Below are 13,766 nucleotides of genomic sequence, written 5' to 3' on the forward strand. Positions count from 1 at the left end.
TGACACCGCGGCGCACGATTCCGAAAATCCTGTAAACGGTTACAAGCGAATCGCCGACCTCGGTGACCCCGCCTTCAACACGTCAAAGGAGACACAAGACATGCACACCCCCTTCCGCCGCCCCGCCCTTCGCCCGCACGTTCGCGCCATCGCGGTGCTCGTCGTCGCCGCCGCCTGCGCCGGCACGGCAGCTGCCCAGGCCTTCGACTGGAAGAAGCACCAGGGCAAGACCGTGACCTTCCTGGCCAACAACAACCCGGTCGCGAATGCGCTGCTCAAGCACAAGGACGACTTCGAGCAGCAGACCGGCATGAAGCTCAAGGTCGACTCCTACCAGGAACAGCAGATGCGCCAGCGCCTGGTCACGGTGATGAATTCGCGCAGCGACGAGATCGACGTGTTCATGTCGCTGCCCTCGCGCGAGGGCATGCAGTTCGCCAAGGCCGGCTGGTACGCCGACCTGTCGGGCCTGGTGAAGACCGCCAGCGCGACCGACTACGACTTCGCCGACCTGAGCGCCGGCATGCTCAAGGACGCCACCTACGAGAAGCAGCTCACCGGTATCCCGATGAACGTCGAGGGCCCGGTGCTGTACTACCGCAAGGACCTGTTCCAGAAGTGCGGCGTATCGCTGCCCAAGAACCTGCCCGAGCTGGAGGCCGTGGCCGCCAAGCTCAAGGCCTGCGAGCCGGGCGTCACGCCCTTCGTCTCGCGCGGCCTGAAGCCCGCCCTGCCCTTCACCTACAGCGTGTTCCTGCACAACATGGGCGGGCAGTACATGAAGGACGGCAAGTCGCAGCTGTGCAGCAAGGAAGGCCAGGCCTCGATGGGCCTCTACGCCAAGCTGCTCAAGGACTACGGCCCGCCCGGCGTGGTGAACTACAGCTTCTATCAGATCTCCTCGCTCTACCGCGAAGGCAAGGCGGCGATGGCGTTCGAGTCGTCGAACGAGCTGCGCAACGTGATGGACGGCGGCGCGCGCCTGAAGGACACCGCCGTGGCCGTGCTGCCCGCCGGCCCCGGCGGCTCGCACCCCACGGTGATCGGCTGGACCATGTCGGTCTCGGCTCACAGCAAGAACAAGGAAGCCGCCTGGTACTTCGTGCAGTGGGCCACCAGCCCGGCCGTGCAAGCCAAGCTCGCGCTCGACGGCGTGGCGCCGCCGCGCTCGGCCGTCGCCAAGTCGCCCGGCTACAAGGCCTGGATGGACGAGCAGCCGGTGCGTGCCGAATGGGTCGCGGCGGTCAACGAACTGGCGCGCACCGGCACCTCCGAAGTGGGCTATCCGATCGTGGCCAACCCCGCATCGCGCGACCACATCGGCCAGGCCGTGACCGAGCTGCTGCTGGGCCAGAAGTCGCCCGCCGAGGCCTGCGCCGACGCGGACAAGAAGCTCGACGCCCTCATCGCCAAAGACTGATGGCGGTGTTCGACTTTCCCGCTGGCCACCGCGTGCTGGTGGTCGGCGGCGCCGGCGACATCGGCGCCGCGATCTCGCGGTCGTTCCTCGAGATGGGCTGCGAGGTCATTGCAACCGGCGTCGACGAGGCCGCGCTCGCGGCCAGTTCGCTCGCGCCGTTGCGCGCGTCGTCGCCCCGGCTCGCGCTGCGCACGCTCGACGTGACCGACGATGCGCAGGTCGCCGGCTTCGTCGGCTGCCTCGAGGGGCTCGACACGCTGGTCAACTGCGCCGGCATCCTCTCGCGCTTCAAGGAGTTCGAGACAGAAACCTTCCAGCGCGTGCTCGACGTCAATCTCACCGGCACCTTCCGCCTGTGCAACGCGAGCCTGCCGCTGCTGGAAAAAAGCCGGGGCAGCATCGTCAACGTGGCCTCGATGAACGCCTTCGTCGCGCTGCCCTTCATTCCGGCCTACTGCGCCAGCAAGGGCGGCGTGGTCATGCTGACCAAGTCGCTCGCGCTGGCCTGGGCCGAGAAGAAGGTGCGCGTGAACGCCATCGCGCCGGGCTATGTGGAAACCGCCATCAACGCGGCCGGCCGGCAGGACACGGCGCACTACGAGCGCATCCGCTCGCGCATTCCGCTCGGCCAGTGGGCGCAGCCCGGCGACATCGCGGGCAGCGCGGTGTTCCTCGCCTCGCCCGCCGCGCACTACGTCACTGGCACCGTTCTGGCCGTCGATGGCGGCTTTCTCGCAGGGTGAACCCATGAGCCAATCGATCGGCACACGCGGCCAGCTCGCGTTTCTCTCGCTCCCGGCCGTGATCTTCACGACCGCGATGATCGCCTTTCCGTTCGCCTACACCGTGTGGTTCAGCCTGCACGAGTTCAGCTTCGGCGGCAAACCCAAGCTCAACTGGGGCATGAATTACGTCGAGATGGTCGGCGACGGCGAGTTCTGGAACGGCCTGAAGATCACGCTGGTGCTCTACGTGCTCTCGCTGGTGCTGCAGCTGGTGCTGGGCACCTGGGTGGCGCTGCTGCTGCACGGCTCCAAGAAGCTGTCGGGCATCGTGCGCACGCTGATGATCTCGCCCTTCGTGCTGCCGCCGGTGGTGGTCGGCATGATGTGGCTGGTGGTGCTCGACCCGTCCATCGGTGCGGCCAACTACCTGCTGACCTCCGCGGGGCTGCCGCGCTCAGATTGGCTTGCGTCGCCGATGTGGGTGATCCCGACGGTGGCGATGATCGACACCTGGCAGTGGACGCCGTACGTGGCGCTGATCGTGCTGGGCGGCCTGCAGTCGCTGCCGCCCAACGTCTACGAGGCCGCGCAGATCGACGGCGCCTCGCGCTGGAAGACCTTCTGGCGCATCACGCTGCCGCTGCTCGCGCCCACGCTGGTCACGGCGGCCATCCTGCGCAGCGTCGACCTGCTGCGCTTCTTCGACATCATCTACATCACCACGCAGGGCGGTCCGGGCAATGCCTCGAACACGCTCAACATCTACGGCTTCCGCAAGGGCTTCGAGCTGTTCGAGATCGGCTATGCGAGCGCGCTGATGATCACGCTCTCGGCCATCGTGCTCGGCGCGGTGATGGTGCTCACCCAGGCGCGCAAGCGTGTGGCGTGGTGAAGGAGGCATGCAAGCCATGAACGACAAGCTCGTGCAACGCCTGAACCTGCTGCAGATCGCCTTCGTGGCGCTCTTGATTTTGCTGCCCATTGCCTGGATGGCGCTCGCGTCCTTCAAGCCCTCGGCCGAGGTCACGGCCTACCCGCCCAAGCTGTTCTTCTCGCCCACGCTGGAGAACTACCGCACGCTCTTCGGCACCACGCCGTTCCTGCAGTACACCTGGAACAGCACGGTCATCACCGTGGGCTCGACCGCCATCGGCCTGCTGCTGGGCATTCCGGCCGCATTCGCGGTCTCGTGGACGCGCATCACCTGGCCCGCCACCGTGACGCTGCTCGCGCGCATGGCACCGGGCACGCTGTTCCTGCTGCCGTGGTACGTGATGTTCCGCGAGGCCGGAATGATCGGCAGCTACTGGGCGCTGATCCTCACGCACGCGGCCATCACCATGCCGATCGTGATCTGGGTGCTGCTGCCCTTCTTCGACAACATTCCGCGCAGCGTGCTCGAAAGCGCGCAGGTCGACGGCTGCAGCGTGCCGCGCATCCTGTGGCGCATCGCGCTGCCGCTCGTGATGCCGGGCGTGGTGGTGGCGTCGATCCTGTCGTTCGTTTTCTCATGGAACTACTTCCTGTTCGCGCTCGTCCTGTCGAACGGCGACACCAAGACGCTGATCGCGGCGTCGTTCAATTTCATCGGCGAAGGCGCCTCGAACTGGGGCGCGCTGATGGCGGCCGCCACGTTGATCGCGCTGCCGCCGCTCATCCTTGCATTCATCGTCCAGCGCCGGCTCGTGTCGGGGCTGGCGATGGGTGCGGTCAAAGGCTAGGAGACATCCCATGCAAGCTGCCACTTTTCACGGCGACAAGAACATCACCATCGGCGAGGCTCCGATGCCCGTCGCGGGCCCCGGCGAGGTGCTGCTGCGCGTGCGCCGCACCGCGCTCTGCGGCTCCGACACCAAGCTGTGGTTCAACGGCGCGAGCTTCACGCCCGGCCACGAGATCTTCGGCGTGGTGCAGCAGCCGGGCCATGCGCTCGACGGCCGGCGCTGCCTGGTCTACATCCCGGTGCACTGCGGCCACTGCGACGCCTGCCGCGCGGGCGACACGCAGATGTGCCTGAACGAATCGGTGCTGGTCGGCTGGAACCGCCCCGGCGGCTACGCCGAGTACCTCACGGTGCCCGAGCAGTGCCTGCTGCCGGTGCCAGACGACATCGAGGACGAACTCGCCCCGCTGCTGCTCGACACCATCGGCACGGCCGCGCACGGCATCCGCTTCGTCAAGCCGCTGGTGCCGCCCGAGACCACCGGCGCGGTGCTGGTGACGGGCGCGGGCCCGGTCGGCATCGGCGCGCTGATCGCGCTGCAGAACATCGGCTACACCGACGTGTACGTGTCCGACCTGAAGGAAGAGCGGCTGCAGCTGGCCGAATCCTTCGGCGCCAAGCGGCACCCCGTGGGCGATGCGAGCAAGCGCTTCAAGCTCATCGTCGAATGCAGCGGGGCGCATGCCGCGCGCAGCCTGGGCATGGAGATCGTGCTGCCGCGCGGCGTGCTCATCCTCATCGGCGAGAGCGACAAGCCCTGGCCGGTGCAGGAGAACAAGGCGATCCGTCGCAAGGACTTCTACATGGTGCGCACCTTCTACTTTCCGAAGAGCGACTTCGCGCTCAACGTCGAGCTGCTGCGCGCCGAGAAGGCACGCTACCGCAAGCTGGTCGATGCGCAGTTCGGCATCGACCAGCTGCCCGAGATGTTCGGCCGCTTCGTGGCCGGCGAGCTGGTCAAGCCATTGCTGGCGTTCGCCTGAAGGATCAAGACGCATGGCTTCCATTCGAATCAACGGCCTGGTCAAGCGCTTCGGCGACGTGGCCGTGATCCCCTCGCTCGACCTCGAGATCCGCGACGAGGAGTTCGTGGTCTTCGTCGGCCCCTCGGGCTGCGGCAAGTCGACGCTGCTGCGCATCATCGCGGGCCTGGAGCCCATCGACGGCGGCGATCTCTTCATCGGCGACACGCGCGTGAACGACATGCCGCCGGCGCAGCGCGACATCGCGATGGTGTTTCAGGACTACGCGCTCTATCCGCACATGACGGTGCGCGACAACATGGGCTTCGGCCTGGAGATGCGCAACACGCCCAAGGACGAGATCGCGCGCCGCGTCGACCGCGCCGCCGGCATGCTGCGCATCGAGCCCTACCTCGACCGCAAGCCCAAGGCGCTGTCGGGCGGCCAGCGCCAGCGCGTGGCCATGGGCCGCGCGATGGTGCGCAACCCGAAGGTGTTCCTGTTCGACGAGCCGTTGTCGAACCTCGACGCCAAGCTGCGCGGCGAGGTGCGCACCGAGATCAAGGCGCTGTCGCAGCAGCTCAAGACGACGATGATCTTCGTCACGCACGACCAGGTCGAGGCCATGACCATGGCCGACCGGATCGTGGTGCTGAAGGCCGGCGTGGTGCAGCAGTTCGGCACGCCCGAAGAGGTCTACAAGTCGCCCGCGAACCAGTTCGTGGCGGGCTTCATCGGCTCGCCGACGATGAACTTCTTCGACGTGACCGCGGAAGGCACCAACGTGCGCATGGACGACGGCACGCTGTTCGCCATGCCGCCACGCTGCGGCGGCGTGGCCGGCGCGGCGGTGCTGGGCGTGCGCCCCGAGCACATGCGGGTGCTACCGCCCGACGCACCGGGCCTGCGCGTGCAGGTGAGCGTGGTGGAGCCGCTGGGCTCGGACACGCTGGTGTACTTCGACCGCGCCGGCACGCGGCATGTGGCGCGCGTGGCGCCCGAGCTGCAGGTGCGGCCGAAGGACACGGTCACACTGGACTTCGACATGGACAAGTGCCATCTGTTCGACAAGAACGATGGGGCCGTGCTGCGTGGTTGAGATGGGACGTCTTTGTTTTGGGCACTCTTCGGGGTGCGATTACGCCGACGGGGTACCTTGCTCCGCGAATGTCCTCCGGGCTTCGCCCTCCCCCTTTATTTCGCTGCGCAAGGCACCCCATCGGCGTGCTCGGGACGCAGAGCGCTCGCACCGCCCGCACAAGCGCTGCGCTTGGCGTGCGCAGGGTATCGGGTGCTCCCCGCAGCGAAATAAAGGAGGAGGCCGCAGGCCGGGGGACATTCGCGGAGGGGAGTACCCGGTGGCCTGTGCACGCGCCCCAGGCAAAAACTCGACTTCGCAATGAACACAAGCCAACACCCAACCCCTCGCATCGTCTGCCTGGGCCTCTCCGCACTCGACGTCACCTGGCAGGTCGACACGCTGCCCCACGGCGGCGGCAAGACGCGCGCCAACGACCTGCGCGAAGGCGGCGGCGGCATGGCGGCCAATGCGGCCGCTGCCGCGGCCAAGCTCGGCGCGTCCGTGCAGTTCTGGGGCCGCGCGGGCGAAGACAGCGCAGGCCATGAAATGAAGGCGCAGCTCACCGCTTTGGGCGTCGACGTCTCGCGCTTCCGTCTGTTCGCGGGCGGCCGCTCGTCGGTCTCGGGCATCGTCGTCGATGCGCGCGGCGAACGCATGATCGTCAATTTTCGCGGCGCCGACCTGCCGGCCGATCCGACCTGGCTGCCGCTCGACGCGCTGGCCGACACGGACGCCGTGCTCGCCGACCCGCGCTGGCCCGAAGGCGCGCTGGCGCTCTTCGGCGCCGCGCGCCAGCACGCGCTGCCCACCGTGCTCGACGGTGACGTGGCCGAAGCCGCCGTGTTCGACATGCTGCTGCCGCACACCGACCATGCCGTTTTTTCCGAGCCCGGCCTCGCCGGCTATGCCGCGGGTGCGCGCACCATCGACGACCAGCTGAACTTCGCGCTCTCGCGCGGCTGCCGCCTCGCGGCCGTCACGCTCGGCGAGCACGGGTTGCGCTGGGCCGATGCCGGTGGCCTGCATGCCCTGCCGGCTTTCGAAGTGCAGGCCGTCGACACCACCGGTGCCGGCGACGTGTTCCATGGCGCGTTCGCGTTCGCCATCGGCGCTGGCTGGCCCGTGCGCCGCGCCTTCCAGTTTTCCGCCGCGGTGGCGGCCCTCAAGTGCACACGACCCGGCGGACGCGCCGGGGTGCCCGATTTCGCCACCGCGATGTCCCTCGTCGATTCCATTCAGGAGTGAACCCTCTCATGACAACGAAGCCCCCCCTCCACCTCGGCAAGAACTGGGGCCTGCGCCGCATGGCCACGCCCCAGGGCCACTTCACCATGGTCGCGCTCGACCAGCGCCCGCCCATCGCGCAGCTGATCGGCGCAAAGCGCGGCATTGCGCCCGCCGACGTCAGCTTTGCCGACATGGTCGCCGTCAAGCGCACGCTCGTCGACACGCTCGGCACGCATGCCAGCGCGATGCTGTTCGACCCCAACTACGCCTTTCCCGCCGCGCTGCAGAAGCTGCCCGCGCACACGGGCCTCGTGGTGACGCTCGAGGACCATCGCTTCCGCGACACGCCCGGCGGCCGCCTGTCGCACTCCATCGACGACTGGAGCGTCGAGAAGATCAAGCGCGCCGGCGGCGACGGCGTGAAGGTGCTGGCCTGGTACCGCCCCGATGCCGAGCCCGACGTGCTCGCGCACCAGAAGGACTACGTGCGCAAGATCGGTGAAGAGTGCCGCCAGTGGGACATCCCGCTCGTGCTCGAGCTTCTGGTCTATCCGTTCCCCAAGAGCGAGCGCCACACGGTGGACTACATCGAGTCGCCCGAGAAGATGCCCGAGCTCGTCATCGAGAGCGTGCGCGAGTTCGCCAAGCCCGAGTACGGCGTCGATCTGTTCAAGCTCGAAAGCCCGCTGCCCGGCGCCACGCTGCCCGCACGCGACGGCGGCGCCGCGCACACCGCTGCGCAAGGCTGGTTCGACCAGATGGGCGCGATCTGCAAGGGAGCGAACATTCCGTGGGTGATGCTCTCGGCCGGCGTGACCTCGCAGCAGTTTTTGCGCGTGATGGAATACGCCTACGCCGCTGGCGCGCACGGCTTCCTGGCCGGGCGTGCGGTGTGGTGGCAGGCGCTGCAGAACTTTCCGAATCTGGACAAGTGCGCCGAACAACTGAAGAAGGACGGCGCGGCCACGCTGGCCGACCTCGAAGCGCTCACGCTGCGCGAAGGCAATGCCTGGCAGGCCGACTACAGCGCCTTCGACGCGATGAAGGCCGAAGGCGAACTCTGCTCTTCCTACGCCTGAAGCCCTTCAGGTAACCACAGGCTCAGCCGTGGGCACCCGCGGAACCGGCTTGGCCGGGCCGCTGGGTGCGCCCCCCAGTGGGGGGAGGCGCCGAAGGCGCTTCGGGGGGCGTCAGTAAATTTGCGGCTCTGGCGTCGCAGCGTTGCCTGCCAGGCTCGCGAAATCACAACCGAGGTGCGCCTGCGTCACCTCGTGCTGGAAGATCTTCGTGTAGCCGCGCGCATAGGCCGGCGCCGGTGGCTGCCAGGCGGCGCGGCGTGCGGCCAGTTCTTCGTCGCTCACGAGCATGTCGAGGCTGCGCGCACCGATGTCGAGCTGCACCGTGTCGCCGGTCTTCAGCAGCGCCAGCGGCCCGCCGACGGCCGATTCGGGCGACACGTGCAGCACGCAGGTGCCGTAGTGCGTGCCGCTCATGCGCGAATCGGAAATGCGCAGCATGTCGCGCACGCCCTCGCGCAGCAGCTTCTTCGGGATCGGCAGGTTGCCCCACTCGGGCATGCCGGGGCCGCCCACCGGGCCGCCGTTGCGCAGCACCAGCACGGTCGAGGCGTCGCAGTCGAGGTTCTCGTCGGCCATGGCCGCGAGCATCTCTGCATTCGAGTCGAACACCAGCGCGCGCCCGGTGTGGCGCAGCAGTTCAGGTGTGGCGGCCGAGGGCTTGATGACCGCGCCGTCGGGGCACAGGTTGCCGCGCAGCACGGCCAGTGCAATACCCGCTTCCGGGCATTCGGGCGTGCCCTGCTTGAGGGGCGTGGCCGGGTCGAGGATGGTGCCGTCGTCCTCGCCCACGCGGCCTGCGATGTCCTCGCCGAGCGTGCGGCCGGTGACGGTGCGCGCCGACAGGTCGAGGTGCGCTGCGATCTTGTTCAGCACCGCCGGCAGGCCGCCCGCGTAATGGAAGTCTTCCATCAGCTTCTCGCCCGAGGGATACAGGTTGGCGATGACCGGCACGCGCCGCGCGATCGCGTCGAGCTCGTCGATGGTGAGCACGAGCCCCGCGCGCCCCGCCATGGCCGGCAGGTGCACCGCGGCGTTGGTCGAGCCGCCGAGCGCCATGTAGGCGGCCACGGCGTTCAGGAACGATGCCTTGGTGACGAAGCGCGAGGGCTTCCAGTCTTCCCACACCATGGAGACGATGCGCTCGCCCGTGCGCCACGCCATGCGGCTGTGCGCCGAATCGACCGCCGGAATGCTCATCGCGCCCGGCAGCGAAAAGCCCATGGCCTCGGCGATGGCCGTCATGGTGCTGGCCGTGCCCATGGTGTTGCAGGTGCCGGGCGTGCGCGTCATGTGCGATTCGAGCTGGATCCACTCGGCCTCGCCCACGTTGCCGATGGTGCGCTCGGCCCAGAACTTCTTGGTGTGCGTGCCCGCGCCCACGGCCTGGCCCTTGTAGCGGTCGTTGAGCATCGGGCCGGCGGGCATGTAGATGGCCGGGATGTCCATCGACAGCGCGCCCATGATGAGCGCGGGCGTGGTCTTGTCGCAGCCGCCCATGAGCACGGCGCCGTCGATCGGCAGGCTGCGCAGCAGCTCCTCGCATTCGATCGCCAGCAGGTTGCGGTAGATCATGGTGGTGGGCTTGACCATCACCTCGCCGAGGCTCAGCGCCGGCAGTTCGAGCGGATAGCCCCCGGCCTGCAGCACGCCGCGCTTCACGGCCTCGGCGCGCTCGCGAAAATGCGCATGGCAGGGCGAGAGATCGCTCCAGGTGTTGATGATGCCGATCACGGGGCGGCCCATGAACGCCTCGCGCGCGAGGCCCTGTTGCTGCATGCGCTGACGGTGCGCGAAGCCGCGGATGTCGTCGCTCGCGAACCAACGCTGGCTGCGCAGTTCGTCGATGGTCTTGTTGTGCTTCTTCGGGGGGCGGGCGCTCTCGGTGGACATGCGGGTGGGTTTCTTTTCAGTAGGTCGCGGGGGCGGGCGGCGCGGAAGGTGCAGGCGGCGCACCACGCTGGCGGAAGCGCGCGGCCACCTCGTCGGTGGTCTTGCGCAGCAGCAGCTGGTCGTTGGCCACGGCCACGAACAGCGCGCCGAGGTCGAGCAGTTCCTGCGCGCGCGGCTCGTCGTTCATGAGGATGCCGGGCGCCTTGCCGCAAGCCAGGATGCGCGCGACGGCCTTGTCGATCGCGGCGCGCACCGTGGGATGGTTGACCTGGCCCGCCACGCCCATGCTGGCCGACAGGTCGCCGGGGCCGATGAAGACGCCGTCGATGCCGTCGACGTTGGCGATCGCTTCGAGCTGCTCGAGCGCCTCGGCGGTTTCCACCTGCACCAGCACGCAGATCTCGTTCGAGGCCTCGGCCACGTACTTGGTGTCGCGGCCGAAGCGCGAGGCGCGCACCGTGCCGCCCATGCCGCGGATGCCGTGCGGCGGATAACGCGTGGCGGCCACGGCCGCCTCGGCCTCCTCGCGCGTCTGCACGAAAGGCAGCAGCAGCGTCTGCGCGCCGATGTCGAGGTATTGCTTGATCAGCACCGGGTCGTTCCACGGCGGGCGCACCACGGCGCTGGTGGGCCGGTCGCGCTCGGCCTGCACCGCCTGCAGCTGGCGCAGCATCGTGGTCGGGTCGCCGGGCGTGTGCTCGGCGTCGAGCAGCATCCAGTCGAAGCCGGCGCCCGCGAGCAGCTCGGAGATGTACGGGTCAGGCAGCGTCGACCAGATGCCGATCTGCGGGATCTTCGCCGCGAGGGCGTGCTTGAAGGTGTTGCGTGCGGGCATGTTGATGGTGGGGAGGGAGACATTCAATCGATCTGCACCTTGCCGGCCTTGATGACTTCGCCCATCCTGGCGTAGTCGGCCTTCAGCCGGTCCGTGAAGCCCTGCGGCGTCGACGACAGCATATCGAAGCCCTGCGCCTCAAGCGGCTTGCGGAATGCCGGGTCCTTGAGGATATCGAGCATCTCCTTGTGCAGTCGCTCGACCACCGGCGCGGGCGTGCCCGCACGCACGAGCATGCCGCTCCAGGCGAGCTGCACCACGCCGGGCGCGCCGGCCTCGGCCATGGTCGGCACGTTCGGCAGCAGCTTCGAGCGCTGCGTGTCGGCCACGGCCAGCACGCGCACGCGGCCGCCCTTCTCCTGCGCCAGCACGGCCGAGAGGTTGTGGAACATCATCGGGATCTGCCCGCCCATCACGTCGTTGAGCGCGGCCGGGCCGCCCTTGTACGGCACGTGGATCAGCTGGGTGCCGGTGGCGGCTTCGAACTGCAGGCCCGTGAGGTGCATCGTGTTGCCGTTGCCCGCCGAGCCGAAGCTCAGCGCGCCGGGTTCCTTCTTCGCGGCAGCGACCACGTCGGCCACGGTCTTGTACGGGGTGCCCGCGCCCACCACCAGCACGTTGGGCGTCTGGTTGGTCAGCGTGATCGGCTGGAAGTCCTTCAGCGGATCGAAGCCGGTGGACTTGTAGAGGTGCGGGTTCACGGCCAGCGTGCTGACCGAGCCGAAGAAGACCGTGTAGCCGTCGGCCGGCTGGTTGCGCGCAACGTACGCGGCCGCGATGTTGCCGTTGGCGCCGGGCCGGTTGTCGACCACCACCGGCTGACCCAGCCGCTGGGACAGCAGCTGAGCGAAGGGGCGCGCGAACTGGTCGGCCGCGCCGCCCGGCGGCTGCGGCACCACGAGCACGACAGGCTTTTGCGGATAGGTGGCTGCCGCGGGCTGGGCCTGCGCCAGTGCGGGAACGGCGGCCAATGCGGCCGTTGCGAAGGTGAGTGCGGCGCGTCGCAGTACGGATTTCATCGAGGTGTCTCCTGGTTCGGGTGTTCTGGCGAATATGACAGACATATAAATCCAAATATCTTCTGGAAAACCCTTGCTTTTTCGCGCTGTTCACTCAGATAGGCTCAATGCAACAATAAATATGTCCGACTTGAAAAACCCTGAAATAACCCCGCCCGCCTCGACCAAGCGCGGCCCGTTGGCGGTGACCGAGGCGCTCGCGCGCCGCGTGATCGCGGGCGAATGGGACGACGGCTCGCCGCTGCCGACCGAGCTGGAACTGGCCGACGCGCTCGGCGTGGCGCGCACGTCGGTGCGCGAGGCGCTGACGCGGCTCAAGGCCAAGGGGCTCGTCGCTTCGCGCCAGAAGGCCGGCACGCGCGTGCTGCCCCGCACCCAATGGAACATGCTCGACGAGGACGTGCTGCGCTGGACCTGGTCGGGCCAGGACCGCGTGCAGATGGCGCAGCACCTGATGCAGCTGCGCCGCATCGTCGAGCCCGCGGCCTGCGAGCTCGCGGCAGCCTCGGCGCCCGATGCCGCGATCGCCGCGATCGAGCGCGCCTACCGCGGCATGGACGCGGCCGGCATGGATGCCGTCGCCTACGCCGGCCCCGACCTCGAATTCCACCGCGCGATCTTGAACGCCACGGGCAACCCGTTCCTCGTCGCGTTCGGCGCCACCATCGAAGCGGCGCTGCGCATCTCGTTCGAGCTCTCGACGCGCCAGCCCGGCGCGCCGCGCAAGAGCCTGCCGCTGCACCGCGCAGTGCTCGAGGCCATCTGGGCGCGCAAGCCTGCCCAGGCGCGGCGGGCGATGGAGGAGCTGCTCGGCATCACCGAATCGAACATCGAGCGCGGCGGCGCGAAACCGCCCGGCTGACCGCGGCGCCTCAGCTGCCTTCGGTGAACAGCCCCGTGATGACCTCGCGCAGCCACCGGTTCGCCGGATCGGCCTCGAAGCGCCGGCTCCAGTGCAGCGAGACCGTGAAGTCGCGCAGCGGAAAGGCCGGCTCGACGATGGCGTAGCCGCCCTCCTCCGCAAAGCCGCGCGCGATGTTGCGCGGCATCACCACGGCCAGATCGGTGGCGCGCACGATCGCCGGCAGCACCATGAAGTGCTCGGTGGTGAGCCGCACGCGCTCTTCGAGGTTGAGCAGCTGCAGGATGCGCAGCGTCTCGGCATGCGTGCGCACCGCCACGTACTCGAGCGTCTGCAGCGCCTCGATCAGCGCCTGGCTGCTGCGCCGCCCGCGCGCGAACGGATGGCCCTTGCGAAGCAGCACGATGTAGCGGTCCTTGAGCAGGTGCCTGCGCTGGGTGTCGCGCACCTTGGGCAGAAAACCGAAGGCGAAGTCGATGCGGCCGCTGTCGAGCGCGGGCGCGATCTCGCCCAGTGCAAGCGGCAGCGTCTCCAGCCGCACGCCGGGCGCCAGTTCGCCCAGGCGTGCCATCAGCGCGGGCAGGAAACGGCCTTCGCCGATGTCGCTCATGTGGATGCGAAACAACTTTCGCGAGGCCGCCGGCTCGAAGCGGTCGGGTTCGCTGAGCGCTTCCTCGAGGGTGCCGAGCGCGGCCTGCACTGCCGCCGCCAGCCGGTCGGCGCGCGGCGTCGGCGCCACGCCGCCCGGCGCCCGCGTGAAGAGCGCGTCCTTCAGCAGCAGGCGCAGGCGCCCGAGGCCGTGGCTCGCGGCCGGCTGCGTGAGGCCCAGCGCTTCGGCTGCGCGGCTCACGCTGCGCGCGCGGTACACCGCGTCGAACAGCCGCAGCAGGTTCAGGTCCATCGATTCAATATGCATGGCATGCATATTACTTAGCTGTCTCAT

13 protein-coding genes are annotated in these 13,766 nt (G+C 68.5%); 9 read left to right on the plus strand and 4 right to left on the minus strand.

The window, feature by feature from the left end:
- The first annotated feature begins 100 nt into the window (after positions 1-100).
- From AC3A6R_RS07180 to AC3A6R_RS07215, 8 genes are all read left to right on the plus strand, one after another.
- On the plus strand, positions 101-1,420 hold the full coding sequence (locus tag AC3A6R_RS07180; protein WP_487858353.1) for an ABC transporter substrate-binding protein: 1,320 nt from the start codon (positions 101-103) through the stop codon (positions 1,418-1,420).
- Positions 1,420-2,163: an SDR family NAD(P)-dependent oxidoreductase gene (locus AC3A6R_RS07185; RefSeq protein WP_487864117.1), complete on the plus strand. Its 744-nt coding sequence runs from the start codon at positions 1,420-1,422 to the stop codon at positions 2,161-2,163. Before AC3A6R_RS07180 ends, AC3A6R_RS07185 begins: the two co-directional genes overlap by 1 nt.
- 4 nt (positions 2,164-2,167) lie before the next feature.
- Entirely contained in the window at positions 2,168-3,037 is an 870-nt protein-coding gene (locus AC3A6R_RS07190) for a carbohydrate ABC transporter permease (protein WP_487864118.1), read from the plus strand.
- Positions 3,038-3,053: 16 nt separating this feature from the next.
- Positions 3,054-3,866, plus strand: coding sequence for a carbohydrate ABC transporter permease (locus AC3A6R_RS07195; protein ID WP_487864119.1), 813 nt, complete (start codon positions 3,054-3,056; stop codon positions 3,864-3,866).
- A gap of 10 nt (positions 3,867-3,876) precedes the next feature.
- Positions 3,877-4,851, plus strand: a complete 975-nt coding sequence (locus AC3A6R_RS07200) for an alcohol dehydrogenase catalytic domain-containing protein (protein WP_487864120.1) — start codon at positions 3,877-3,879, stop codon at positions 4,849-4,851.
- Positions 4,852-4,864: 13 nt separating this feature from the next.
- Positions 4,865-5,929 (plus strand): ABC transporter ATP-binding protein, encoded by a 1,065-nt coding sequence (locus tag AC3A6R_RS07205; protein ID WP_487858358.1) that lies wholly within the window; start codon positions 4,865-4,867, stop codon positions 5,927-5,929.
- Positions 5,930-6,229: 300 nt separating this feature from the next.
- Positions 6,230-7,156 (plus strand): PfkB family carbohydrate kinase, encoded by a 927-nt coding sequence (locus tag AC3A6R_RS07210; protein ID WP_487864121.1) that lies wholly within the window; start codon positions 6,230-6,232, stop codon positions 7,154-7,156.
- Between the two features lie 8 nt (positions 7,157-7,164).
- Positions 7,165-8,217: a tagatose 1,6-diphosphate aldolase gene (locus AC3A6R_RS07215; RefSeq protein WP_487864122.1), complete on the plus strand. Its 1,053-nt coding sequence runs from the start codon at positions 7,165-7,167 to the stop codon at positions 8,215-8,217.
- Positions 8,218-8,328: 111 nt separating this feature from the next.
- Here the strand turns inward: AC3A6R_RS07215 and AC3A6R_RS07220 are convergent, their stop codons facing one another.
- The 3 genes from AC3A6R_RS07220 to AC3A6R_RS07230 are packed head-to-tail and all read right to left on the minus strand — an operon-like array spanning position 8,329 to position 11,961.
- Positions 8,329-10,107 (minus strand): IlvD/Edd family dehydratase, encoded by a 1,779-nt coding sequence (locus AC3A6R_RS07220; RefSeq protein ID WP_487864123.1) that lies wholly within the window; start codon positions 10,105-10,107, stop codon positions 8,329-8,331.
- A gap of 16 nt (positions 10,108-10,123) precedes the next feature.
- On the minus strand, positions 10,124-10,942 hold the full coding sequence (locus AC3A6R_RS07225; RefSeq protein ID WP_487864145.1) for an HpcH/HpaI aldolase family protein: 819 nt from the start codon (positions 10,940-10,942) through the stop codon (positions 10,124-10,126).
- 23 nt (positions 10,943-10,965) lie between these two features.
- Positions 10,966-11,961 carry a Bug family tripartite tricarboxylate transporter substrate binding protein gene (locus AC3A6R_RS07230; RefSeq protein ID WP_487858362.1) on the minus strand — a complete coding sequence of 332 codons (996 nt, stop codon included), beginning with the start codon at positions 11,959-11,961 and terminating at the stop codon, positions 10,966-10,968.
- 121 nt (positions 11,962-12,082) lie between these two features.
- Between AC3A6R_RS07230 and AC3A6R_RS07235 the strand changes: the two genes are divergently transcribed.
- Positions 12,083-12,823: a FadR/GntR family transcriptional regulator gene (locus AC3A6R_RS07235; RefSeq protein ID WP_487864124.1), complete on the plus strand. Its 741-nt coding sequence runs from the start codon at positions 12,083-12,085 to the stop codon at positions 12,821-12,823.
- A gap of 10 nt (positions 12,824-12,833) precedes the next feature.
- Here AC3A6R_RS07235 and AC3A6R_RS07240 read toward each other — a convergent pair whose 3' ends face one another.
- Positions 12,834-13,739, minus strand: a complete 906-nt coding sequence (locus tag AC3A6R_RS07240) for a LysR family transcriptional regulator (RefSeq protein WP_487858364.1) — start codon at positions 13,737-13,739, stop codon at positions 12,834-12,836.
- Positions 13,740-13,766 lie beyond the last annotated feature (27 nt).

This window comes from Variovorax sp. Soil_C_19, from assembly GCF_057657255.1.

Coding starts and splice junctions, on each gene's coding strand:
- AC3A6R_RS07220 (WP_487864123.1), bottom strand. CDS start 10,107: ATGTCCACCGAGAGCGCCCGCCCCCCGAAGAAGCACAACAAGACCATC.
- AC3A6R_RS07185 (WP_487864117.1), top strand. CDS start 1,420: ATGGCGGTGTTCGACTTTCCCGCTGGCCACCGCGTGCTGGTGGTCGGC.
- AC3A6R_RS07215 (WP_487864122.1), top strand. CDS start 7,165: ATGACAACGAAGCCCCCCCTCCACCTCGGCAAGAACTGGGGCCTGCGC.
- AC3A6R_RS07235 (WP_487864124.1), top strand. CDS start 12,083: ATGTCCGACTTGAAAAACCCTGAAATAACCCCGCCCGCCTCGACCAAG.
- AC3A6R_RS07195 (WP_487864119.1), top strand. CDS start 3,054: ATGAACGACAAGCTCGTGCAACGCCTGAACCTGCTGCAGATCGCCTTC.
- AC3A6R_RS07190 (WP_487864118.1), top strand. CDS start 2,168: ATGAGCCAATCGATCGGCACACGCGGCCAGCTCGCGTTTCTCTCGCTC.
- AC3A6R_RS07230 (WP_487858362.1), bottom strand. CDS start 11,961: ATGAAATCCGTACTGCGACGCGCCGCACTCACCTTCGCAACGGCCGCA.
- AC3A6R_RS07180 (WP_487858353.1), top strand. CDS start 101: ATGCACACCCCCTTCCGCCGCCCCGCCCTTCGCCCGCACGTTCGCGCC.
- AC3A6R_RS07200 (WP_487864120.1), top strand. CDS start 3,877: ATGCAAGCTGCCACTTTTCACGGCGACAAGAACATCACCATCGGCGAG.
- AC3A6R_RS07225 (WP_487864145.1), bottom strand. CDS start 10,942: ATGCCCGCACGCAACACCTTCAAGCACGCCCTCGCGGCGAAGATCCCG.
- AC3A6R_RS07210 (WP_487864121.1), top strand. CDS start 6,230: ATGAACACAAGCCAACACCCAACCCCTCGCATCGTCTGCCTGGGCCTC.
- AC3A6R_RS07240 (WP_487858364.1), bottom strand. CDS start 13,739: ATGCATATTGAATCGATGGACCTGAACCTGCTGCGGCTGTTCGACGCG.
- AC3A6R_RS07205 (WP_487858358.1), top strand. CDS start 4,865: ATGGCTTCCATTCGAATCAACGGCCTGGTCAAGCGCTTCGGCGACGTG.